Annotated in this window: 25 protein-coding genes and 1 riboswitch; of the genes, 15 read left to right on the forward strand and 10 right to left on the reverse strand. The window is 74.7% G+C overall.

Features of this window, described 5'->3' with window-relative positions:
- Window positions 1-150 precede the first annotated feature (150 nt).
- Both QSK03_RS00005 and QSK03_RS00010 read right to left on the reverse strand, forming a co-directional pair.
- A complete protein-coding gene (locus tag QSK03_RS00005) occupies window positions 151-894 on the reverse strand; it encodes a methylated-DNA--[protein]-cysteine S-methyltransferase (RefSeq protein ID WP_285647916.1) in 744 nt (247 codons plus the stop codon).
- Entirely contained in the window at window positions 891-1,451 is a 561-nt protein-coding gene (locus tag QSK03_RS00010) for an RNA polymerase sigma factor (protein WP_285647917.1), read from the reverse strand. The genes QSK03_RS00005 and QSK03_RS00010 overlap by 4 nt, the downstream gene beginning before the upstream one ends.
- An 89-nt stretch (window positions 1,452-1,540) precedes the next feature.
- Between QSK03_RS00010 and QSK03_RS00015 the strand changes: the two genes are divergently transcribed.
- Genes QSK03_RS00015 through QSK03_RS00030 form a run of 4 tightly spaced genes read left to right on the forward strand, consistent with a single transcriptional unit; the run spans window position 1,541 to window position 3,833 of the window.
- Window positions 1,541-1,891 (forward strand): VOC family protein, encoded by a 351-nt coding sequence (locus QSK03_RS00015; protein ID WP_285647918.1) that lies wholly within the window; start codon window positions 1,541-1,543, stop codon window positions 1,889-1,891.
- 10 nt (window positions 1,892-1,901) lie between these two features.
- Window positions 1,902-2,642: an SDR family oxidoreductase gene (locus QSK03_RS00020; protein ID WP_285648558.1), complete on the forward strand. Its 741-nt coding sequence runs from the start codon at window positions 1,902-1,904 to the stop codon at window positions 2,640-2,642.
- Window positions 2,643-2,655: 13 nt separating this feature from the next.
- The gene (locus QSK03_RS00025; RefSeq protein WP_285647919.1) at window positions 2,656-3,111 is read left to right on the forward strand and encodes a GatB/YqeY domain-containing protein; all 456 of its coding nucleotides are present in this window, start codon (window positions 2,656-2,658) and stop codon (window positions 3,109-3,111) included.
- Complete coding sequence (locus tag QSK03_RS00030) at window positions 3,108-3,833, forward strand: SDR family NAD(P)-dependent oxidoreductase (protein ID WP_285647920.1); 726 nt, start codon at window positions 3,108-3,110, stop codon at window positions 3,831-3,833. Before QSK03_RS00025 ends, QSK03_RS00030 begins: the two co-directional genes overlap by 4 nt.
- A 183-nt stretch (window positions 3,834-4,016) precedes the next feature.
- On the opposite strand, the gene QSK03_RS00035 is transcribed toward QSK03_RS00030, so the two are convergent.
- A complete protein-coding gene (locus QSK03_RS00035) occupies window positions 4,017-4,760 on the reverse strand; it encodes a sulfite exporter TauE/SafE family protein (protein ID WP_285647921.1) in 744 nt (247 codons plus the stop codon).
- Window positions 4,761-4,845: 85 nt separating this feature from the next.
- Here QSK03_RS00035 and QSK03_RS00040 point away from each other — a divergent pair, with 85 nt between their 5' ends.
- The 3 genes from QSK03_RS00040 (at window position 4,846) to selD (ending at window position 7,155) form a co-directional block, all read left to right on the forward strand.
- Window positions 4,846-5,067 carry an RNA-binding S4 domain-containing protein gene (locus QSK03_RS00040; protein ID WP_285648559.1) on the forward strand — a complete coding sequence of 74 codons (222 nt, stop codon included), beginning with the start codon at window positions 4,846-4,848 and terminating at the stop codon, window positions 5,065-5,067.
- 405 nt (window positions 5,068-5,472) lie between these two features.
- Window positions 5,473-6,144: a DUF742 domain-containing protein gene (locus QSK03_RS00045; protein WP_285647922.1), complete on the forward strand. Its 672-nt coding sequence runs from the start codon at window positions 5,473-5,475 to the stop codon at window positions 6,142-6,144.
- 9 nt (window positions 6,145-6,153) lie between these two features.
- Window positions 6,154-7,155 carry a selenide, water dikinase SelD gene (selD, locus tag QSK03_RS00050; RefSeq protein WP_285647923.1) on the forward strand — a complete coding sequence of 334 codons (1,002 nt, stop codon included), beginning with the start codon at window positions 6,154-6,156 and terminating at the stop codon, window positions 7,153-7,155.
- Window positions 7,156-7,187: 32 nt separating this feature from the next.
- Here the strand turns inward: selD and QSK03_RS00055 are convergent, their stop codons facing one another.
- Entirely contained in the window at window positions 7,188-8,291 is a 1,104-nt protein-coding gene (locus tag QSK03_RS00055) for a glycosyltransferase family 9 protein (protein ID WP_285647924.1), read from the reverse strand.
- A 25-nt stretch (window positions 8,292-8,316) separates the two neighbouring features.
- On the opposite strand from QSK03_RS00055, the gene QSK03_RS00060 reads away from it, so the two are divergent.
- The 8 genes from QSK03_RS00060 to gcvP all read left to right on the forward strand — a co-directional run bounded on the left by QSK03_RS00060 (window position 8,317) and on the right by gcvP (window position 16,633).
- Window positions 8,317-9,078, forward strand: coding sequence for an SDR family oxidoreductase (locus QSK03_RS00060; protein ID WP_285647925.1), 762 nt, complete (start codon window positions 8,317-8,319; stop codon window positions 9,076-9,078).
- A 72-nt stretch (window positions 9,079-9,150) separates the two neighbouring features.
- Entirely contained in the window at window positions 9,151-9,732 is a 582-nt protein-coding gene (clsA, locus tag QSK03_RS00065; protein WP_285647926.1) for a cardiolipin synthase ClsA, read from the forward strand.
- A gap of 84 nt (window positions 9,733-9,816) precedes the next feature.
- Window positions 9,817-10,203 carry a glycine cleavage system protein GcvH gene (gene gcvH / locus QSK03_RS00070; RefSeq protein ID WP_285647927.1) on the forward strand — a complete coding sequence of 129 codons (387 nt, stop codon included), beginning with the start codon at window positions 9,817-9,819 and terminating at the stop codon, window positions 10,201-10,203.
- Between the two features lie 263 nt (window positions 10,204-10,466).
- Window positions 10,467-10,934, forward strand: coding sequence for a glycogen accumulation regulator GarA (garA, locus tag QSK03_RS00075; RefSeq protein ID WP_285647928.1), 468 nt, complete (start codon window positions 10,467-10,469; stop codon window positions 10,932-10,934).
- On the forward strand, window positions 10,931-11,833 hold the full coding sequence (locus QSK03_RS00080) for a MerR family transcriptional regulator (protein ID WP_285647929.1): 903 nt from the start codon (window positions 10,931-10,933) through the stop codon (window positions 11,831-11,833). The genes garA and QSK03_RS00080 overlap by 4 nt, the downstream gene beginning before the upstream one ends.
- 249 nt (window positions 11,834-12,082) lie before the next feature.
- Window positions 12,083-12,556, forward strand: a complete 474-nt coding sequence (locus tag QSK03_RS00085; RefSeq protein WP_285647930.1) for a bifunctional nuclease family protein — start codon at window positions 12,083-12,085, stop codon at window positions 12,554-12,556.
- Window positions 12,557-12,711: 155 nt separating this feature from the next.
- A complete protein-coding gene (locus QSK03_RS00090; RefSeq protein ID WP_460378044.1) occupies window positions 12,712-13,326 on the forward strand; it encodes a MerR family transcriptional regulator in 615 nt (204 codons plus the stop codon).
- 62 nt (window positions 13,327-13,388) lie between these two features.
- A riboswitch (glycine riboswitch) is annotated at window positions 13,389-13,492 on the forward strand.
- A 207-nt stretch (window positions 13,493-13,699) separates the two neighbouring features.
- On the forward strand, window positions 13,700-16,633 hold the full coding sequence (gcvP, locus tag QSK03_RS00095) for an aminomethyl-transferring glycine dehydrogenase (protein ID WP_285647931.1): 2,934 nt from the start codon (window positions 13,700-13,702) through the stop codon (window positions 16,631-16,633).
- A gap of 96 nt (window positions 16,634-16,729) precedes the next feature.
- Here gcvP and QSK03_RS00100 read toward each other — a convergent pair whose 3' ends face one another.
- From QSK03_RS00100 to QSK03_RS00125, 6 genes are all read right to left on the reverse strand, one after another.
- The gene (locus tag QSK03_RS00100; RefSeq protein ID WP_285647932.1) at window positions 16,730-17,302 is read right to left on the reverse strand and encodes a Clp protease N-terminal domain-containing protein; all 573 of its coding nucleotides are present in this window, start codon (window positions 17,300-17,302) and stop codon (window positions 16,730-16,732) included.
- Window positions 17,303-17,324: 22 nt separating this feature from the next.
- On the reverse strand, window positions 17,325-17,540 hold the full coding sequence (locus QSK03_RS00105; protein ID WP_285647933.1) for a helix-turn-helix domain-containing protein: 216 nt from the start codon (window positions 17,538-17,540) through the stop codon (window positions 17,325-17,327).
- 87 nt (window positions 17,541-17,627) lie between these two features.
- Complete coding sequence (locus QSK03_RS00110) at window positions 17,628-18,431, reverse strand: universal stress protein (RefSeq protein WP_285647934.1); 804 nt, start codon at window positions 18,429-18,431, stop codon at window positions 17,628-17,630.
- Entirely contained in the window at window positions 18,428-19,822 is a 1,395-nt protein-coding gene (locus QSK03_RS00115) for an APC family permease (protein ID WP_285648561.1), read from the reverse strand. Before QSK03_RS00115 ends, QSK03_RS00110 begins: the two co-directional genes overlap by 4 nt.
- Before the next feature lie 114 nt (window positions 19,823-19,936).
- Window positions 19,937-21,241, reverse strand: coding sequence for an MFS transporter (locus tag QSK03_RS00120; RefSeq protein WP_285648562.1), 1,305 nt, complete (start codon window positions 21,239-21,241; stop codon window positions 19,937-19,939).
- Window positions 21,242-21,369: 128 nt separating this feature from the next.
- Window positions 21,370-22,146, reverse strand: coding sequence for a VldE C-terminal domain-containing protein (locus tag QSK03_RS00125; protein ID WP_285647935.1), 777 nt, complete (start codon window positions 22,144-22,146; stop codon window positions 21,370-21,372).
- Window positions 22,147-22,271: the final 125 nt, after the last annotated feature.

The raw sequence follows: 22,271 nt of genomic DNA on the forward strand, positions 1-22,271 counted from the left end.
CCTCCAGCATCGCGTCCATCAGTCGCATCCTGGCCTGCCGCTTCCCCGCCATGGGCACACCCTCGGCGATGATCAGGCGACACATACGGTGAGACACGACCCGAGACAGAACTCATGGGACTAGACACCGGCTGTAGCCGGGAATTCCACTCACATGGGGCGGCAGTCGCGGCAGGGGCGGTAGCCGGCGTCGCGGGCGCGGGCGAGGCTCGCGAACCGCTGCCGGTGCGCCGCCGTGATCCGGCGCGCGTGGTGGCACGTCGGGAAGCAGACGACACCGGTGGTGTCGCTGCCGAGGTAGCGCACGCCCCCGGCGGCGAGGTCGGCCAGCCCGCCGAGGTCCACGCCCTCGCCCTCCAGCAGCGACACCTTGTCCGCGACACCGGAGAGGTACTGCCCGACCTGGCCGTCGCCCCGGGTCACGCGGTGGCAGGGGATCAGCAGCGGCACCGGGTTGCGCGCGAGCACCGTGCCCACGGCGCGGACGGCCTTCGGGTGCCCGATCTCGCGCGCCACCCAGCCGTAGGGCCGCGTCTGACCGGACGGGATGCGGGCGGTGGCGGCGAGGACGTCGCGGGCGAACGGGGTCAGCTCGCCGAGGTCGACCGCCGGGCCGGGGCCACGGCCCCGCAGGGCGGGCAGCAGCCCCCGCGGCGGGCGCGCGGCCGGGCGGACCGGGCGCCCGTGCCGCTCGCGGTAACCCTCGAGGAAGGCGTCGAGGTCGCCGGCGTAGGCGGCCGGGCGCAGCAGGCGCACGCCGCGGTCGCCGACCACGGCGTACACCTCGCCCAGCGGGCTCGGTGCGCGCACCCAGCCGTCCATGACGCGGTCGGCCAGTGTCGTCGGCGCCGGCCCGGCCAGGTCGCGCAGTGAGGTGAGCAGCGAGTCGGTCATGACGTCTCCTCCGGTGTGAGGCGTGTGCGCAACGCCGCGAGCCCCCGGGCCGCGTACGAGCGGGCGGTGCCTTCGGTGCACTCGAGGACGGCGGCCACCTCGGCGACGGGCAGGTCGACCACGTGTCGCAGCACCACGGCGGTGCGCTGGGCCACGGGCAGGTCGGCGAGCAGCGTGGCGAGGCGGTCGCCGAGGTCCGAGGCCTCGGCGCGCTCGGCGGGCCCGGGTGTCGGGCTGGGGCGGTCGGGCACCGGCGTGACCCCGTCGGTGCGGGGTCGCCGGGCGGCGGACCGGCGGTCGTTGCGGGCGGTGTTGAGCAGGATCGTCAACAGCCAGGGCCGGAGGTCGAGGGCCTCGATCCGTGCGGGGGCGTAGCCGCGCAGGGCGCGGTAGGCGCGCAGGAACGCCTCGGCGGCGAGGTCCTCGGCGTCCGCCGCGCGGTCCGAGGTCCGCCGCGCGACCGCGTGCACCACGTCGCCGTGGGTGCGCACCACCGCCTCGAACCCCGCGTCGAGATCCTCGACCAGCGCGGTGCGCAGCTGCTCGTCGTCGGCCACGTCGGGGAGAACACCACAGCCGCGCGATCCGTGGCGCGCGCTCCGATTCCGACAAGACCTCCCGGCCCGGCGGCGGCAGGCTCGCGACCATGACCGTCACGCGCATCGTCGCCAACCTCGCCGTGGCCGACCCGCCGGCCGACGCCCCGTTCTGGACCGGCCTGCTCGGCCTCGACACCCCGATGGACCTCGGCTGGATCGTCAACCACCGCAGCGGGACGGCCCAGGTGCAGCTGATCAGCCACGACGCCACGGCCCCGGAGGACAGCCGTGTGTCGGTGGAGGTGGAGGGCCTGGACGACCTGGACGCGGTGTACGCCGAGGCCGTGGCCGCCGGCTACGAGATCGTCCACCCGCTGACCGACGAGGAGTGGGGCGTGCGCCGGTTCTTCGTCCGGACCCCGCAGGGCGTCGTGGTGAACGTGCTCGCCCACCCGTGAGCTGGTAGGCATCCCACCCGTGCGGACACTGATCACCGGTGCGAGCGCGGGGCTGGGCGAGGGCATGGCCCGCGAGCTCGCGCGGCGCGGCCACGACCTGGCGCTCGTCGCCCGTCGCCTCGACCGCCTCGAGGCCCTGCGCGACGAGCTGGCGCCGACCGGCGTGCGGATCGCCGTCGCCGCCCTCGACGTCGACGACCACGACGCCGTGTTCGCGACGTTTCGCGCGATGCGCGACGAGCTCGGCGGGCTCGACCGCGTGGTCGTCAACGCCGGGGTCGGCAGGGGCGCGCCGATCGGCACCGGGCGCTTCGACGCGAACCTCGCCACCGCGCGCACCAACTTCGTCTCCGCGCTGGCCCAGTGCGAGGCTGCGATGGAGATCTTCCGCGCGCAGGACGCCGGGCACCTCGTCGTCGTCTCCTCGGTGGCCGCCGACCGCGGGCTGAAGGGCGCCCAGACCACCTACGCCGCGACCAAGGCGGCGCTCTCGCACCTCGCCGAGGGCATCCGGGTCGATGTCGCGGACACGCCGATCCGGGTCACGACGCTCGCCCCCGGCTACATCCGCACCGAGCTCAACGGGGGGATGCGCCGGCCGATGTCGGTCGACGCCGCCACCGGCACGAAGGCCATGGCGGACGCGATCGAGAAGGCCCCGGCGTTCGCCTACATCCCGACCTGGCCGTGGGCGCTGCTCGGGCGCGCGCTGCGGGTGATGCCGACGGCGCTCCTGCGCCGCGTCACGTGACTACGGTGGAGCCGTGGCCGAGCTGAAGGAACGACTGCGCAGCGATCTCACCACCGCGATGAAGGCCCGCGACGAGGTGCGGGTGTCGACGATCCGCATGGCGCTCTCGGCGATCAACACCGAGGAGGTCGCCGGCGACGCTCACCGCGAGCTCACCGACGACGAGGTCGTGACCGTGCTGGGCCGCGAGTCGAAGAAGCGCCGGGAGTCCGCCGAGGCGTTCGACGGCGCCGGGCGCACCGAGCTCGCCGAGCGCGAGCGCGCCGAGCAGGCGGTGCTCACCGACTACCTGCCGGCCCAGCTCTCCGACGAGGAGCTGACCTCGCTCGTCGCCGCGGCGATCGCCGAGACCGGCGCCGACGGCCCGAAGCAGATGGGCGCGGTGATGAAGGTGGTCCAACCGCAGGTGGCCGGCCGCGCCGACGGTCGCCGCGTGTCGGGCGAGGTCAAGCGGCAGCTGAGCTCGTGACCGCCGCGCTGGTCACCGGCGGCGGCACCGGGATCGGGCGCGCCTGCAGCCTCGCGCTGCACCGCGCCGGCCGTCCCGTCGCGATCTCCTTCCGCCGCTCCGCCGACGACGCCGAGGCCACCGTCGCCGAGATCTCCGCCGACGGCGGGCGCGCGGTCGCCGTGCGGGCCGACGTCACCGACGACGCCGCGGTGCGGGCGATGGCCGCCGAGGTCCGCGAGCGGCTGGGGCCCGTCGCGGTGCTCGTCAACAACGCCGGCGCCACCGTCCCGCTGCCCCTCGACGACCTCGACGGCGCCACCGACGACGTCTGGCAGCAGATGCTCGCGATCAACCTCATGGCGCCCTGGTACTGCGCCCGCGCGCTGGCCGACGACCTGCGCGCCGCCGACGACGGCTGCGTGGTCAACATCGGCTCGATCGCCGGGCTCACGGGCAACGGCTCCTCGCTGCCCTACGCGGTGAGCAAGTCCGCGCTGCACGGCCTGACCCGCTCGCTGGCCCGCGCGCTGGCCCCGGTGCGCGTCAACGAGGTCGCCCCGGGCCTGGTGCTGACCCGCTGGTGGGCGGGCAACGAGGAGCGCGGCCGCCAGCTGGCGTCCTCGGCGCTGCTCGACCGCGAGACCACGCCCGAGGACGTCGCCCGCGCCGTGCTCGGCGTCGTGGAGAGCCGCGCGATCACCGGGCAGACGATCACCGTCGACGGCGGGCAGACGCTGTAGCTCCGGGGTCGGTGGCGCCCGGCCCGGGTGGAGCGAGGGACGCCCTCGTTGCGTGGGACGCAGCCAGGGACGCCTTCGCTCCGGACCCGCCCGGCGTGCTCAGTGGAGCGAGGGGCGCCTTCGCTGCGTGGGACGCAGCGAGGGACGCCTTCGCTCCGCCCCACCCCACCACGACGCCCCGGGTCAGGGCGTCGCGAGCGCGCGCTGGAGCAGCACCGCCGCGAGGACCAGGCCCGCCAGCGCGATCCCGACGCGCAGCACGGTCGGGGGCAGCCGGCGGGCGATCGCGGGCCCGCAGTAGTTCCCGACGAGCAGCCCGAGGGTCAGGGGGAGCGCCGAGGACCACGCCACGTCCCCGAGCACCGCGAACCCGATCGCGGCGACGGCGTTCGACGCCCCGAGCAGCACGTTCTTCACCGCGTTGACGCGCACCAGCGAGTCGGCGAGCGCTCGCACGAGCATCGCCATCATCACCACGCCCGCCGCGGCGCCGAAGTAGCCGCTGTAGACGCCGACCAGCACGACGCCGACGACGGTGGCGGCCCGCCCGAACCGGGACGACACCGGCTTCGCGTCGGTGCCGGGCCGCCACAGCAGCACCAGCGAGGCGCCGGCCACGAGGAACGGGACGATGAGCGCGAAGGCGTCGGACGGGGTGACGAGCACCAGCCCCGCGCCGATCGCGCCGCCGAGGACCGTCAGCGGCAGCAGGCGCAGCACGCGCGGCGCCTGCCCCCGCAGCTCGGGGCGCGAGCCGAGCATCGAGCCGACGCTGCTGACCGCGAGCGCGATGGTGTTGGTCTGGTTCGCGACGACGGGCGGGAGTCCGGCGGCGAGCAGCGCCGGGTAGGAGAACAGCGACGCCAGCCCGGCCATCGAGCCCGTGAGCCCCGCGGCGACACCGGCGAGGAGGAGGACGGCGACCATCACCGCTCATCCCACCACCGCGCGCGCCGCGTCGCCGGAGTCCCGAGACGCGTTGCACACTCGCCGGGTGGAGCAGCGCACGCCGATCCGGGACGTCGAGATCCGCGACGAGAGCATCCGCCTCGGCCAGCTGCTCAAGCTCGCCGGGCTCGTCGAGCACGGCGCCGCGGCGCGGCAGGTGCTCGACGCCGGCGAGGTCACCGTCAACGGCCGCGACGAGGACCGGCGCGGGCGTCAGCTCGTCCCGGGCGACGTCGTCGCGCTCGCCGGGGAGCGCATCCGGGTCCGTCGCCCACCCGACGGTTGATGTGTACATGCAACGAGGCTCGGGGTCGACGTCCCGGCGAACCGGGTGGAACGACGACGACCCCGAGCCTCGGTGGGAACAGCCCCACGGAGAGAGGTCAAGGTGGGGCTGGCGCCGAGCCTAGCCCTCCGGACCCGGCGCGGAGGGGCCGGACGTGCCGTCCGATCCGGTCGGAACCGGGTCGGTTCGGGGCCGTGACCGCCCCGTCACCGCGTCACCGTCCCGTTACTGAGGGTCAGCGTGGTGACGCTCTCCGCCCGCGCCCTCCGCGGGCCGTGTGATCGGACCGAGACCTGCACTATCGTGAGGTCCGTCCGGTCCATCCGGGGTGACGATCAGCGGCTCCCCAGGGCCGGAGGCGTGGCGGCGCATCACCCGATCGGGGACGCCGGGAGGGGGCAGCGCGTGACCGAGGGCGACGGTGATCAGCGCCGCCGTCGCGCGCGCGTCGGGCGCACCGGGGCCCGCTTCCCCCGGATCGCCGACGACCAGCTCGCCGAGCTCGTCTCGGACCTGCCCGAGCCGCCCGAGCCGCCCGGGGGGACCGTCCCGTCGGACGACCGCATCGGGCGCACCGGCGCCCGGTTCAACTCCCGCGGCCGCCGCGCGCGCCGGGAGGCCGAGCGCACCGCCGCCGAGGACGCCGCCGTCCCGGCCCAGGCGCTGCCGCCGGCGCGGCGCCAGCCCGAGCCCGACGACGCGCCCACCCTGCCGCTGTTCGTCACGTCGACCGCGCCGCCGGAGAGCACCCGCACCCGGGTCCGCCCGTACGTCCGCACCCGGGGACGCACGCGGTCGCGGTCGGACCTCGCGGTCGAGACCCTCGTGTCGATCCCGTCGCCGCGCCCGCCGCTGGAGGACCCCGAGCACGTCGCGCTGGGCGACGTCGTCGCGGACCCGCGGTCGGTGGCCGAGGTGGCCGCGCTGCTCTCGGTGCCGCTCGGGGTGGCCCGCGTGATCATCGACGACATGGCGGGCGCCGGGCTGCTGCTCGTGCACCCCCGCGCGGTGGCCGCCACCGGCGCCCCGTCGCGGGACATGATGCAGCGGGTGCTGGACGGGCTGCACCGGCTGTAGAACAGAGGCATGACGGCCACGACCCCGCGCCTCACCGGATACGCCCACGGCGGCGGCTGCGCCTGCAAGATCCCGCCGGGAGAGCTCGAGGACGTCGTCAGAGGTCTCGTGCCCTCGCCGACGACGCCGCGCGCGGGCGAGCTCGTCGTCGGGCTCGACGACGGCGACGACGCCGCGGCGGTCCGCATCCGCGACGGCCTCGCGATCATCGCGACCACGGACTTCTTCACGCCCGTCGTCGACGACCCCTACGACTGGGGACGCATCGCCGCCGCGAACGCGCTCTCCGACGTCTACGCCATGGGCGGGCGCCCGGTGATCGCGCTCAACCTGCTGTGCTGGCCCCGCGACGTCCTGCCCTACGACCTCGCGGCCGAGGTGCTGCGCGGGGGCCTCGCGGTCGCCGACCTCGCCGGCTGCCACGTCGCGGGCGGGCACTCCGTGGACGACCCCGAGCCCAAGTACGGCATGGCGGTGACGGGCACCGGCGACCCCGACGCGCTCATCCGCAACGACGCCGCCCGTCCCGGCACCCCGCTGACGCTGACGAAGCCGCTCGGGCTCGGCGTGCTCAACAACCGCCACAAGGCCACGGGCGAGTCGTTCGCGGCGGCGATCGAGGTCATGACGACGCTGAACGCCGAGGCCTCGCGGGCCGCGCTCGCCGCCGGGGTCCGCGCCGGCACCGACGTCACCGGCTTCGGCCTGCTCGGCCACGCCCACAAGCTGGCGCGCGCCTCCGGCGTCACCGCCGTGATCGACAGCTCGGCGGTGCCGTTCCTCGACGGCGCGCGGGAGGCCGCGGCCGCGGGCTACGTCCCGGGCGGCTCGCGGCGCAACCTCGACTGGATCCGCCCGCACGCCCGCCTCGACGTCGACGAGGTCACGGCGCTGCTCCTGGCCGACGCGCAGACCTCCGGCGGCCTGCTGCTGGCCGGCGAGATCCCCGGGCACCCGGTGATCGGCGAGATCGTCGCCCCGGAGGAGGGCACCACGCTCCGCGTCACGTGAGCGGTTTCCGCCCCTCCAGGGTCAGGAACCGCTCACATGGTGGCGAGGGTCTGGTCCCACAGGTCGACGGCGGCCTCGCGGACCTCGGCGACGTCGACGTCGTGGGTGGCGCTCGCGCCGTGCCCGCACCAGCCCTCGAGCACCCGCAGACCGCACACCTGGCAACCGCCGTGCCACGAGACCAGCACGCGGTGCCAGACGCGGGTCAGCGGCGCGACGTCGGCGAGGTTGGCGTAGGTGAACACGGCGACCGTGGGCGTGCCGACCGCGCCCGCCAGGTGCCGCGGCCCCGAGTCGTTGCCCAGCACCAGCGACGCCCGCGCGAGCAGGCCGATCAGGGCGGGCAGGTCGAGGGTGCCGACGGCGGTCTCGGGCGCGTCGCGCATGCCGGCGGCGACCCGGGCGACGCGGTCGGCCTCGCCCGGACCGCCCGCGACGACGACGCGGGCGCCCCGGTCGGCGAGGTCCTGGGCCACCGCCCCCAGGCGCTCCTCGGGGTAGCAGCGCCGCGCGTCGGTCGCCCCGGGGTGCACGACGAGCAGCGGCGCATCACCGGGCGGGACCACCGCCCGGGATGCCTCGAGGTCGGCGGGGGTGACCTCGACGCGTGGCTCGACCCGGGTCGCGCGAGCACCCGCCGCGGCGGCCACCTCGAGCCAGCGGACCGTGTCGTGCTGGTAGGGCCAGTACGGCACCCAGCGGTCGGGCCGCGGCGCGTCCGGGGTGGCGGCGCCGACCGTGACCCGCGCGCCGAGGCGCAGCAGGAGCTTGTTGGAGTTGCGCCCGCCGCCGTGCATCTGGACCGCGAGGTCGTAGCCCTCGGCCCGCCGGGCCGCGCACCAGGCCTCGACCTCGTCCTCGGACGCGTCCTCGTCGGGACCGACCCGCACCCCGGGCATCAGCGGGACGGTCACGACGCGGTCGACCGGCGAGCGCCGCCCGGCCAGGAGGGCCTCGTGGTGGCCGGCGCCGAGCAGCGTCACCTCCGCGTCGGGGTAGGCCCGGTGCAGGGCGGCGAGAGCCGGCTCGGCGACCACGTAGTCGCCGAGCCCGTTGGCGCGCAGCACCGCGATGCGGCGCACGTCGGGGACCGGGGGAGCGGGGAGTGCGGGGAGGCCGAGGGCGGGGCCGATCACGGCGCGAGAGCCTACGGTCGGGGCCATGAGCGAGCAGCGAGCAGCACTGGTGACCGGATCCGGCAGCGGCATCGGGCGCGCGATCGTCGACCGGCTCCACGGCGACGGGTGGTCGGTCCTCGGGGTGGATCTGAAAGCCCCCGAAGGAGATCTGGCTGAGATGCTCCCGGGTCCGTCGCTCGGTGCCGACCTCACCACCCGCGAGGGCAACCGCGCGGCGGTGGACACCGCGCTCGAGCACTTCGGGCGCCTCGACCTCGTCGTGGCCAACGCCGGCTTCCAGCACGTGTCGCCGGTGGCCGACTTCGACGAGGACCGCTGGGACGCGCTGCTCGGCATCCTGCTGACCAGTCCGTTCCTGCTCGCGAAGTACGCGTGGCCCTCGCTGCGCGCGGCGCCGGAGGGCGGCCGGTTCGTGGCGATCGCCTCGGCGCACGCCCTCGCCGCCTCGCCGTTCAAGGCCGGCTACGTGTCGGCGAAGCACGGCGTCCTCGGCCTGGTGAAGACGCTCGCGCTCGAGGGCGCCGAGGACGGGATCACCGCGACCGCCGTGTGCCCGGGCTACGTGCGGACCCCGCTGGTGGAGAAGCAGATCGCGGACCAGGCCCGCGCGCACGGCATCAGCGAGGACCGGGTGCTGGAGGAGGTCATCCTCACCCCGCACGCGGTGAAGCGGCTCATCGAGCCCGCGGAGGTCGCCGACGTCGTGGCGTTCCTGCAGACGCGCGCGGGGTCGGCGTTCAGTGGGTCGCCGGTCACGATGGACCTCGGCTGGACGGCCCGGTGAGACGCATCAAGGGGAGCACGCCGATAGGGGAGCTCGGAGCGCGCTGAGGGCCCGGCAGGGATACTGCGCGCCGTGACGCTCCGGGAGCTCGCCCAGGAACGGTGGCTGACCGTCCCCAACGCGCTGAGCTTCGTCCGGCTGCTCGGCGTCCCGCTGTTCCTGTGGCTGCTGCTCGGCCCGCAGGCGGACGGCTGGGCCCTCGTGGTGCTCGTCGCGAGCGGGATCACCGACTGGCTGGACGGGCGCATCGCCCGCGCGCTCGACCAGTACAGCCGGCTGGGCGAGCTGCTCGACCCGCTCGCCGACCGCCTCTACACCGTCGCGACGCTCGTGGCCTTCCTCATCCGGGGGATCGTGCCGTGGTGGGTGCTCGCGCTGATCATCGGGCGGGATCTCGTCGTCTCGCTCGCCCTGCCGCTGCTGCGGCGCAAGGGGTACCTGGCGTTCCCGGTGCTCTACATCGGCAAGGCCGCGACGCTGAACCTGCTCTACGCCTTCCCGCTGCTCCTGCTCGCGCAGATGGACTGGCCGGGGGCGTGGATCGCCGAGCCGGTCGCCTACGCCTTCACCGCCTGGGGCATCGCGCTGCACCTGTGGTCGGGGGCGCTGTACCTGGTGCAGCTCGTGCGGAGTCCCGTCGCGGCCGTCACGTGACGCGCGCCCCGCGCCGGTTGGCCCTGCCGTCCCGGGCCCTCTAGCCTGCCGCGGCCCGTACCAGTGACGATTGAGGAGGCGCCGGTGGTCCCCGAGGGCCTGCGCTACACCGCCGAGCACGAGTGGATCACCGCGACGGAGGGTGACCCCTCGGTCGTCCGGGTCGGCATCACCGACTACGCCCAGGACCAGCTCGGCGACGTCGTCTTCGTCCAGCTGCCCGACGTCGGCGCGTCCCCGTCGTCGGGTGACTCGATCGCCGAGGTGGAGTCCACCAAGTCGGTCTCGGAGATCTACGCACCGCTCGCGGGCGAGGTGACCGCCGTCAACGACGCCCTCTCCGACACCCCGGAGCTGATCAACTCCGACCCCTTCGGCTCGGGCTGGATGTTCGAGCTGCGGCTCGCCGACGCCGGCGCACTGGACGGTCTCCTCGACGCCGCGGGCTATCAGAAGATCCTCGACGGCTGACGCGGCCGAGCCGGTCACGAGGCCTCCTCCCGGCCCGCCGCGAGACGTTCCCGACGACGCTGTGCCACGGCACGACCGTCATCGCTCACGGTGGGTGGGGAGGGCCTCGACCCCGTGACGGGGACCGGTACCGTGACGGCCACCTCGCGACGATCCGTCACCGAGCCCGGACACCGCGCCCTCGTCGGCGCCCTGACCGCGGCCGCGGCGCCGGCGGGACGGGCGGGCCACGACGACCGAGCACGACACGACGGAGGAGCACGGTGAGCACAGGCGGTCCCCCGGTCCCCCCCGAGCGTCAGGGCGAGACGACGTCGGTCTTCCGGGCCGACTTCCTCGCCGAGCCCGAGACGGAGTCGCGCGGCACCCCGGTCTCCGGGGTCGACTCCCTGCCCGCGGGCTCGGCCCTGCTGGTGGTCAAGCGCGGCCCCAACGCGGGCTCGCGCTTCCTGCTCGACCGCGACACCACGAGCGCGGGGCGCCACCCCGACAGCGACATCTTCCTCGACGACGTCACGGTCTCCCGCCGGCACGCGGAGTTCCGCCGTGACGGTGCCGAGTTCGTCGTCGTCGACGTCGGCAGCCTCAACGGCACGTACGTGAACCGCGAGCCGGTCGACACGGCCGTGCTCGCCAACGGCGACGAGGTGCAGATCGGCAAGTTCCGCCTCGTCTTCCTCACCGGCCCCCGCGACGGCGGGTCGGCCGGGGCGGGGGCGGGGCTGGAGTGACCGCCGCCGGGCTGCCCGAGCCGGGGGGAGCCCCCCTCTCGATCGGCTCGGTGCTCGACGCGCTGCGCGCCGAGTTCCCGGAGATCACGATCTCCAAGATCCGGTTCCTCGAGTCCGAGGGCCTGATCCGGCCGGCCCGCACCCCGGCCGGCTACCGCCAGTTCTCGCACGCCGACGTCGTGCGCCTGCGGTTCGTGCTGTCCGCCCAGCGCGACCACTACCTGCCCCTCAAGGTCATCCGGGCCCGGCTCGAGGAGTTCGACCGCGACCCCACCGCCGGCGGCCCCACGCTGCCGGGGGAGGTGGCGGGCGAGCCCGCGATGCTGTCCGGCTCGCCGGCCGGACCGGCGCCCGGCGCGCCCCCCGTCACCGGCGGTCCCGGGGGACCGGGTGGTCCGGCCGGCCCGACCGGGGCGCCGCCCGGGCCGAGCCCGGCGGCGACCGCCCGGGTGCGCAGCCTCGCCTCGGTGGCCGACCGCGCCGAGCCCGATGAAGACCCCGACGGCGTCCGGCCGGGCGCACGCCGCGGCGACACCGTCGCCCGCGACGTGCTGCTCGCCGAGGACGGCGTGGACGCCGCGCTGCTCGACGGCCTGGAGCACCACGGGATCCTGCGCGCCGACGCCGACGGCCGCTACGAGCCCGAGGACGTCCTCGTCGCCCGCACCGCCGCGGGGCTCGCGCGCCTCGGCGTCGAGCCGCGCCTGCTGCGCTCGCTGCGCGCCGGCGCGGACCGGGAGGTCGGCCTGCTCACCCAGCTCGTCACCCCGGTCGCCCGCAGCCGCGGCCCCGAGGCGACCGAGCGCGCCGAGGAGCTCTCCTCCGAGCTCGCGGCGCTGTCCGGGCGCCTGCACGCCCTGCTCGTCGGAGCCGGTCTGCGCGCCGGTCTCCGGCGCTGATCCCGCCGCTGACCCCGCCGCCGACTCGGCGCCGACCCCGGCGCTGACCGGCCCGTCACGCGGCCGTCACACGGCCTCCGGGCCGCTGAGCGACGCGTCCCCCGGCGCTCCCGCGGACGCGCGCGAAGGGGTGTCGGAGCGTGTAGCGTCTCCGTCGACCGAAGGCCCCGGAGACGGAGCCCGCGGAGCTCGACCGCCAGGTCCGGCGACGGACCTGCGGAGCTCGACCAGTCGAGGAGGGCGAGTCGCATGAGCGAGATGCGTGTCGTGGGCGTTCGGGTCGAGCTCCCCGCGAACCAGCCGATCCTCCTGCTGCGGGAAGCCGACGGTGATCGCTACCTGCCGATCTGGATCGGCTCGGTCGAGGCCACGGCCATCGCCCTCGAGCAGCAGGGCGTCAAGCCGGCCCGGCCCCTGACCCACGACCTCCTGAAGGACGTGCTCGGCGCCCTCGACCGGCGCCTCGAGCAGGTCCGGATCATCGATCTGCAGGAGGGCACGTTCTACGCCGAGCTCGTGTTCGACGGCGACGTGCGCGTCTCGGCCCGCCCCAGCGACTCCGTCGCCCTCGCGCTGCGTGTCGGCGTGCCGATCCACGCCGAGGAGGACGTCCTCTCCGAGGCCGGTCTCGTCATCCCCGACGAGCAGGAGGACGAGGTCGAGAAGTTCCGCGAGTTCCTCGACTCGGTCTCGCCGGAGGACTTCCGCGGCGCCGACACCTAGTGTCGTGTCACGCGGGCCAGGGGTCGAGAAACACCCCTGGTCACCGGCCAGTACGCTGACCCTCGAGTCGAGGTCGAGGGCTGCCGCGCGTCGCGTTGACCCCCGTCTCCGCCGCTCGTACCGTCGGCGCCACAACGGCACGAGGGAGGCAATCGGTGAGCGGTGGTCAGGACGGCGGTCCCGCCGGCCCCGAGCTCGAGCCCCTCGGCCCGGAAGGTGAGCAGGGTTCCCTGTTCGCGGACGAGGTGTTCGGTGACGGCCCGCCGTCGGGCGACGTCGTCGGCTACCGCGGTCCCGCCGCCTGCCAGATCGTCGGCATCACCTACCGCCAGCTCGACTACTGGGCGCGCACCAAGCTCGTCGTCCCGAGCATCCGCACCGCGACGGGGTCGGGCTCGCAGCGGCTGTACTCCTTCAAGGACCTCGCGGTGCTCAAGGTGGTCAAGAACCTCCTGGACACCGGCGTCTCGCTGAACAACATCCGCGTCGCCGTCGAGCAGCTGCGCCGCCACGGCGTGCGCGACCTCGCGCGCATCACCCTGTTCTCCGACGGGGTCACCGTCTACGAGTGCACCTCGCCCGAAGAGGTCGTCGACCTGCTGCAGGGTGGCCAGGGCGTCTTCGGCATCGCCGTCGGCGGCGCCATGCGGGAGATCTCGGGCACCATCTCGCGGTTCCCGGCCGAGCGGGCCGACGCCGCGGTCATCGACCACGCCCCCGAGGACGAGCTGGCCTCGCGCCGGGCCCGCGGAGCGCGCTCGGCCGGGTGACACGGGCCACGGAGGTCCTGGGACGGACCGGCCCCCTGCGGTACCCTCGCCGCGTCGTACTTGGACACCGCGCGGGAGAGACCTGCAGTCAGAAGCCTCTGGTCGCAGGCGCCGAAGGAGCAACTCCTCCCCGGAACCTCTCAGGCACCCTGACCGCGCGGAGGAGACGACCTCTGGAAAGAGGTGTCCGATCCGGCACACGCCGGTCCCGGCCACCCGCCGATGGTGCAAGCCGAAGGTGAGCCCACCTCACCGGCGAAGCTCTCAGGCGTCCGCACGGTAGCGGGCAGCGGCAGAGGGGGAGGCCGCGCGAGTCGGACGGTGACGTCCGCGCCGCGCGAGGCCCCAGCCCGCCCAGTCGCCGGAGGCGTCGATGACCACACAGCACTCGTCCTGGGAATCCGCACCGCTCGCCGCGCTCGAGCACGGGGTGCCGTTCGCCGACCGCCACATCGGTCCCGACGCCCGGGGTCTCGCCCGGATGCTGGAGACGATCGGGGCCGGGTCGCTCGAGGAGCTCGCCGACCGCGCGATGCCCACCTCGATCCGGACGGACCCGGCCGACTGGTCCGAGGACGCCACCGGCCACGCCCCGCCGCCGCCCGCGACCGAGGCCCAGGTACTGGAGGAGCTGCGCGGGATAGCCGCGCGGAACACGGTGCTCGAGCCGATGCTGGGGCTGGGCTACCACGGCACGATCACGCCGCCGGTGATCCGCCGCAACGTCCTCGAGGACCCGGCCTGGTATACCGCCTACACGCCCTACCAGCCCGAGATCTCCCAGGGCCGGCTCGAGGCGCTGCTGAACTTCCAGACGATGGTCTGCGACCTCACCGGCCTCGACGTCGCCGGCGCCTCGATGCTCGACGAGTCGACCGCCGCGGCCGAGGCGATGCTGCTGCTGCGCCGGGCCGACAAGACGAAGAGCAACGTGTTCCTCGTCGACGCCGACACGCTGCCGCAGACGATCGCGGTGCTGCGCACGCGCGCGGCGTCGCTCGGCATCGAGGTGCAGGTCGTGGACGTCGCGGGCGGGACGGCCGGGGCCCAGCTGCCCGCGGACGACTTCTTCGGCCTGCTGCTCGCCGCGCCCGGCGCCTCCGGCGCGTTGCGCGACCACCGCGCGGTGGTCGAGGCCGCCCACGAGCGCGGCGCCGCGGTCGTCGTGGCGTGCGACCTGCTCGCCGCCACGATGGTCACCCCGCCCGGCGAGATCGGCGCCGACGTCGCGGTCGGCTCCACCCAGCGCTTCGGTGTGCCGCTCGGCTTCGGCGGCCCGCACGCCGGCTTCCTCGCGGTGCGGCAGAAGCTCGCCCGCCAGCTCCCGGGCCGGCTCGTCGGCACGTCGATCGACGCCGACGGCGACCCCGCCCACCGCCTGGCGCTGCAGACCCGTGAGCAGCACATCCGCCGCGACAAGGCGACGAGCAACATCTGTACCGCCCAGGTCCTGCTCGCGGTGATCGCCGCGATGTACGCCGTGCACCACGGGCCGTCGGGCCTGCAGACCATCGCCCGGCGCACCCACCGCATGGCCGCCGTCCTGGCCGCGGGCCTGGTCAAGGGCGGGGTCGAGGTCGTGCACCGAGAGTTCTTCGACACGGTGCTGGTCCGCATCCCCGAGGGCGCCGCGGGCGCCGTGGCCGCGTGCCGCGACGCGGGCATCCTCGTGCGCGAGGTCGACGCCGAGCACGTCGGCATCTCCTGCTCCGAGCGCACCACCCGCGAGCACTTGCGGGCGCTGTGGCGCGCGCTGGGCGCCGGGGAGATGGACGTCGAGGACCTCGACGCGGCCACGGACGACGCCCTGCCTGCGGCGCTCGGGCGCTCGTCGTCGTACCTCACCCACCCGGTGTTCCACCGCCACCGCAGCGAGACCGAGCTGCTGCGCTACCTGCGCGAGCTCTCCGACAAGGACGTGGCGCTGGACCGCAGCATGATCCCGCTGGGCTCGTGCACGATGAAGCTCAACGCCACGGCCGAGATGGAGCCGATCACCTACCCCGGCTTCGCCGAGCTGCACCCGTTCGCCCCGGAGTCCGACGCGCCCGGGATGCTCCAGGTGATCCACGACCTCGAGGACTGGCTGGTGCACCTCACCGGCTACCACGCGGTCTCGCTGCAGCCCAACGCCGGCTCGCAGGGTGAGCTGGCCGGCCTGCTGGCGATCCGCGCTTACCACCACAGCCGCGGCGACACCCACCGCGACATCTGCGTCATCCCGTCCTCGGCCCACGGCACCAACGCCGCGTCCGCGATCTCCGCGGGCATGCGGGTGAAGGTCGTGAAGACCACCGAGCGCGGCGACGTCGACCGCGAGGACCTGGACGAGGTGATCGCCGCGGCCGGGGACGCGCTCTCCGCGATCATGATCACGTACCCGTCGACGCACGGGGTGTACGAGCCGCACGTGCGCAAGGTGTGCGCGGCCGTGCACGACGCCGGCGGGCAGGTCTACGTCGACGGCGCCAACCTCAACGCGCTCGTCGGGCTCGCCCGTCCCGGTCGCTTCGGGGCCGACGTCAGCCACCTGAACCTGCACAAGACCTTCTGCATCCCGCACGGCGGCGGCGGGCCCGGCGTCGGGCCGGTCGGCGTGGCCGAGCACCTGGCGCCGTTCCTGCCGAACCACCCGGCGCAGCCCTCGGCCGGCCCCGCGACGGGCGTCGGGCCGGTGGCCGGCGCGCCGTGGGGGTCGGCGTCGATCCTGCCGATCTCCTGGGCCTACGTCCGGCTCATGGGCGTCGACGGGCTCCGGCGGGCCACGCTGACCGCGGTCGCGGCGGCGAACTACGTCTCGACCCGCCTGCACGACTTCTTCCCGACGCTCTACACCGGGCCGGACGACTTCGTCGCCCACGAGTGCATCCTCGACCTGCGCCCGATGACGAAGTCCTCGGGCATCACGGTCGACGACGTGGCCAAGCGCCTCGCTGACTACGGCTTCCACGCGCCGACGATGTCGTTCCCGGTGGCCGGCACGCTGATGGTGGAGCCGACCGAGTCCGAGGACCTCGCCGAGATCGACCGCTTCTGCGACGCCATGATCGCCATCCACGGCGAGGTGGCCCGCGTGGAGTCGGGGGAGTGGCCCGCGGACGACAACCCGCTGGTGCACGCCCCGTTCACGGCGCGCTCGGTGCTGGGTGCGGAGTGGGACCACGCCTACACCCGCGAGGAGGCCGCCTTCCCGGCCGGCGGGCGTCCGACGAAGATCTGGCCGCCGGTGCGCCGCATCGACGCCGCCCACGGCGACCGCCACCTCGTCTGCTCCTGCCCCCCGCTGGAGGAGCTCGCCGAGTCCTAGAAGTTGTCAGCGAAGTGCCCCTATCGGCGTCCTCACCCTGATGACACTCAGAGCGTCTGTATCGGTACTTCGATCACCGCCGCGCTCCGGGAGCCGTCACCCGCTGGCGGCTCCCGGCGCGCCGTCGTCGAGGGCGGCGCGGATGCCGTCGAGCGTGACGCCGCGACCGTGGAGGATGTCCGCGGCACGACCGGTCTCGCGGTGGAGCATGCCGAGCAGCACGTGCTCGGAGCCGATCGACCGGTCGCCGCGGCGGATCGCCTCGCGCAGCGAGAGCTCGAGGACCTTCTTGGCGCCGGCCTCGAACGGGGTGTGACCCCAGAGCCGCTTCCGCCCGCGACCGGCCGCCCGGGTGCTCTCGAGCGCGCCCGGTCCGAACGCGTCCTCGATGCGGCTGCGGACCTCGTCGAGGTCGATCCCGACGCTCGCGAGGGCGTCGCGGTCGGGCAGCTCGGGGGGATCGGGCGGCGCCGCGCGCCGGAGATCCTCCTCGACGGTCGCCGCGGTGACGCTGTGCGTCGCGAGCAGGGCCGCGCCGCGGGTGTCGCTCGCCCGGCAGAGCCCGAGCAGCAGGTGCTCGCTGCCGATGCTCTGGTCGGCGCGCTCCCGGGCGTCCTGCTGCGCCAGCACGACGACCCGGCGCGCCGGGTCGGTGAATCGTTCGAACACGTCGGCCTCCCGCCGAGAAGGATCAGGGGATGTGGCGGCGGTACTTCTTGTGCACCGCCTGCCGGCTGACCGACAGCCCGTCGGCGATCTGCTGCCACGACCATCCCTGGTCGCGCGCGCTGCGCACCTGCAGCTCCTCGAGCGACTCCAGGAGCGTGCGCAGCGACGACACCGCCGCGAGCCCCGTGGACGGGTCCCGCGAGGACGCCGCCGCCGCCACCGCCGTCGCATCAGCCATGCGTGTCAATCTAGGTTGACGGGCTCGCTGTGTCAACCGAAGTTGACGTCGCGGCGCGGGCGCCGACGACGACGACGTGCGGGCGCGCTAGAGGGTCGTCGTCCCCGGGGTGAGGACGACGGGCACCGGGGCCGCGCGCAGGACCGCCGCGCCGGGGTCGCCGAGCAGGACCCGGGTCGCGGCGCCGACCGCGTTGGCGCCGACGACGAGCAGCTCACCGTCGTCCCACCCGATGCCCGCCACCGCCTCCTCGACGGTGGCGCCGGCGACGGCGAGGGTCTCGGCGTCGGTCACGTCGAGCTCGGCGAGCGCCGCGCGCTGGGCCGCGAGCATCTGCTCGCGCCACTGCTCGACGACGACCTGCTCGGCGTGCAGGCCCGCCTCGGGCGGCACGGTGGGTCCGCGCTGCGGGGCGAACGAGGCGACGCGCAGGGCCGCGCCGGTGTGGCGGGCGAGGTCGGCGGCCGCCGCGAGCACCATCCCGGCGTGCCGCCCCCCGTTGAACGCGCAGGTCACCCGGGGGATCGGCCCGTCGTGCACGGCGGCGTCACCGGCCAGGGCGACCGGGACGTCGGCGGCCCGCGCGAGGCGGGAGCCCACCGATCCGGGGCCGGGCGGGGCGTCGCCGAGCACAACGATCCCGGCGCCGTGGGCGTGGGCCGCGCGGGCGAGCCCGCCCGGCACGGAGCGGTCGGTGACGTGGTCGACCTCGACGGCGAGCCCGTCGACGACGGCGGGGTCGGGCACGGGGTCGGCGGGCGGCGTCTCGTCGGGCGGCGTCACGGTGCACACGACCAGCGGGCCGCCGAGGGCTCGTGTCAGGCGCGCGCCGAGCACGACGGCCCCGCCGCCGGGGTCCGCTCCCGGCATCACGCCCACCAGGACGGTCACGACGCCTCCTCGCCGGTCGGGGTGCGCAGGCGCGAGTGCCGGGCGCCGTAGAACGACCAGAACAGCAGCGCGGCACCGAGCCACAGCACGAACACGAGCAGCGTGATCCAGTGCAGCCCGGTGATCAGGTAGATGCAGGCGGCGATCGAGAGGATCGGCGTCACCGGGTAGCCGGGGACGCGGAACCCGCGGGGCAGGTCGGGGGCGGTGCGCCGCAGGATCATCACGCCGAGCGAGACGACCGCGAACGCCACCAGCGTGCCGACGCTGACGAGGTCGGCGAGCACGTCCAGCGGGATCAGACCGGCGAGGATCGCGACGGCGACGCCGACGATCAGCGTGGTGGGCACCGGGGTGAGCGTGCGGGGGTTCACCCGGGAGAGCAGCGGGGGCAGCATGCCGTCGCGGCTCATCGAGAACAGGATGCGGGACTGCGCGTACATCGTCACCAGCGTGACACTGAAGATCGAGATGACCGCACCCGCCGCCACGACGATGCCCGGCCAGGCGGCGCCCGTGACCTCGCCCATGATCGCCGCGAGGCCGGCCTCCTGGCCGTCGAACTCCTGCCACGGCTGCGCGCCGACCGCGGCGACGGCCACCAGCAGGTAGATCACCGTGACGACGACGAGCGCGAGCATGAGGGCCCGGGGGAGGGTGCGCCGTGGGTCCTTGACCTCCTCGCCGGCCGTCGACACCGCGTCGAGCCCGATGAACGAGAAGAACACCGTGCCCGCCGCGGCCCCGACGCCGCCGACACCGAGCGGGGCGAACTGCGCGAAGTTGTCGGCGTTGAACGCGGTGAAGGCGATGACGACGAACAGCAGCAGGACCGCGAGCTTGATCACGACCATGATCGCGTTGACGGTCGCGGACTCGCTCACCCCGCGGATCAGCAGGAGCGTGCAGAGCACGACGAGGATGACGGCGGGCAGGTTGAACACGCCGCCCGCGCCGGGCGCGCCGGAGAGCGCGTCGGGGAAGCGGAGGCCGACGACGGCCTCGAGCAGGGCGTTGAGGTACTCCGACCAGCCCACCGCGACGGCCGCCGACGACACCAGGTACTCGAGGATCAGGCAGGCGGCGACGCCCATCGCCGCGGCCTCGCCGAGCGTCGCGTAGGCGTAGGAGTACGACGACCCCGACACCGGGACGGCGGAGGCGAGCTCGGCGTAGCACAGCGCGGTGAGCCCGGCGGTGATCGCGGCGATGACGAACGACAGGACCACCGCGGGCCCGGCCTCCGGCGTCGCCTCGGAGAGCACGAAGAAGATGCCGGTGCCGACGGTCGACCCGATGCCGATCGCGGCCAGCTGGCCGAGGCCGATCGAGCGCTTGAGGTCGCCGCCCTCGTGGCCGGCGGAGGCGTCGGCGCCGGTCTCGGCGGCCATGGTGGCCACCGGCTTGCGCCGCAACCAGGCGGAACGGTCCGGTGCGGGCACGGCGGTCCCCCTCGAGGTGTGGTGCGGTCGTGTCCCCTCGGCCTCGAGCGGGTGATCGGGAGCTTAACCCGACGGCGCGCCGGCCGTGGAGCGACTCGTCCGCCGTCCGACGACCAGTGCCGTGATCGCGGCCAGCACGGTCACGATGCCGACCACCCAGAGCCCGGCGCGCTGGCTGCCGGTGAGGTCGGCGAGCCCGCCGGTGACGTAGGGCGCGACGAAGCCCGAGATGTTGCCCAGCGAGTTGATCAGCGCGATACCGCCGGCCGCCGCGGCCCCGGTGAGGAACTGCGAGGGCAGCGGCCAGAAGGTGGGCAGCGCGGCGCACGTGCCGACCGCGCAGACGGTGACCGCGGCGATGGCCGAGTACGGGTCCTGCAGGTAGAGCGCGATGGGGATCGCGATGCCGCCGACGAGCATCGGGAGCGCGAGCCACCAGCGCCGCCCGGACTCGCCGGCGAGGAAACCGTCGCCCTGGCGGGCGGCGGCGCGGTCGGCCGCGCGGCTCCAGACGACCATGCCGATCGCGGCGACGGCGTAGGGCACGGACGTGACCAGGCCCTTCTCGACGATGTCGAGCTTGGTCCCGTACTGCTGTTCGAACCCGGAGACGATGGTGGGCAGGAAGAAGCCCAGCGCGTAGAGCCCGTAGGTGACGCCGAAGTAGACGAAGGCGAGCACGAGGATGCGCGGGGCGGTCAGCGCCCGGCGCAGCGGCCAGTGCCCGGCGGCCTCGACCTCGGCGGCCTCGGCGTCGAGCCGGCGGCGCAGCCAGTGGCGCTCGTCCTCGGCGAGCCAGCGCGCCTGCTCGGGACGGTCGGTGAGGGCGAAGAGGGTGACGATCCCGAGCACGATCGCCGGGATCCCCTCGACCAGGAACATCACCCGCCAGCCGGAGAGCCCGAACAGCCCGTCGCCGTGGGCGATGATCAGGGCGCTGACCGTCGACCCGACCGCGGTCGAGATCGGCACGGCCACCATGAACCAGCCGACCGCCCGGGCCCGGTACTCCGCGGGGAACCAGAAGGTCAGATACAGGATGATGCCGGGGAAGAAGCCGGCCTCGGCCACGCCGAGCAGGAACCGCAGGATGATCAGCACGGTGGCGTTCGGGGTGAACGCCATGATCGTCGCGATGATCCCCCACGACACGAGGATCCGGGTGATCCACCGGCGCGCCCCGAAGCGGTGCAGCGCGAGGTTGCTGGGCACCTCGAGCAGCAGATAGCCGACGAAGAAGATCCCCGAGGCGAGCCCGAACACCGTCGCGGTGAGCCCGAGCTCGGAGTTCATCCCGTTCGGCCCGGCGAACCCGATGTTGACGCGGTCCAGGTAGTTGACGAAGTAGAGCAGCCCCAACAGGGGCATCAGCCGCCAGGCGACCCGACGCAGCGTCCGCCGGCCGACGTCACTCTCGGTGCTCGATCCGCTCGTCTCCGTCGACACCCGTTCAGTGGACCAGGTCGGTCAGGCGCGTGTGAAGGACGCGAAGGGGATCAACCGCAGCTGCGCAGCGCCGAGACGTCCGGCGACCCGCCGTGCTCGAACGAGATGTGCACGTGGTCCTCGTGGTTGGCCGTCGTGCCGCCGCGGTCCTCCATCTTCTCCCAGCCGGACCCGGTGTTGATCCGCTGGTTCCAGATGACGTAGGAGACGCCGAGGTCGCCGCGGTTGCCGATCACACAGTCGGCGATGGCGTCGCCGTCGGTGGTCATGAAGTCGAGCGCGTAGCCGTCGGGGTGGTCCGAGGCGTTGCCGCGGCTGCCGACGCCGAGCACGTCGTGGCCGGGGAACACGCACTCCATCGCGTTGCCGACCTCCTGCACGGAGTCGGCGACACCGCCGTAGGAGCCCGAGGCGCCGCAGTTCGTCACCGACGCCGTGCCCTGCTCCTCGGCGGCCGCCTGCTGGTCGCGCTGCTGGGCGGCGGCCTGCGCCTCCGCCTCGCGCGCGGTGGCCGCGTCGGCCGCGCGGTCCCGCTCGGTGGCCTTGATGAGGTCCGCGGCCACGGCGCCGCCGCCGGTGCCGCTCACCGGGGTCACGCCGGCGCTCGGGGTCGACGACGGAGCGCCGTCGTCCAGGGTCGCGCCCTGGGCGGAGAGCGCGAGGGCGGCGGTCGCGTCCGGCGCCCCCTGGTCGGGCAGGGCGATGACGGCCGGGCCGACGAGCGCGAGCGCGCTGCCCGTGAGGCCGGCCGCGACCGCGCCGTGCCGGACCGCCGAGCGGCCGGGGGAGCGGTGCCGGGAGCCGCCGCGGGGGGCGCCCTCGGGCATGACGAAGGGGACGGTGCGGGGCTCGCGCCGGGCCGTGCTGGCCGACGCGTCACGGCCCCAGGGGGAGCGTTGCCGTGTCACGTACTGCCTTCCAGGTCACGGAACGGCCTGGTGACGCCGTCGGG

Source organism: Actinomycetospora sp. NBRC 106375 (assembly GCF_030269665.1).
Classification (GTDB): Bacteria; Actinomycetota; Actinomycetes; order Mycobacteriales; family Pseudonocardiaceae; genus Actinomycetospora.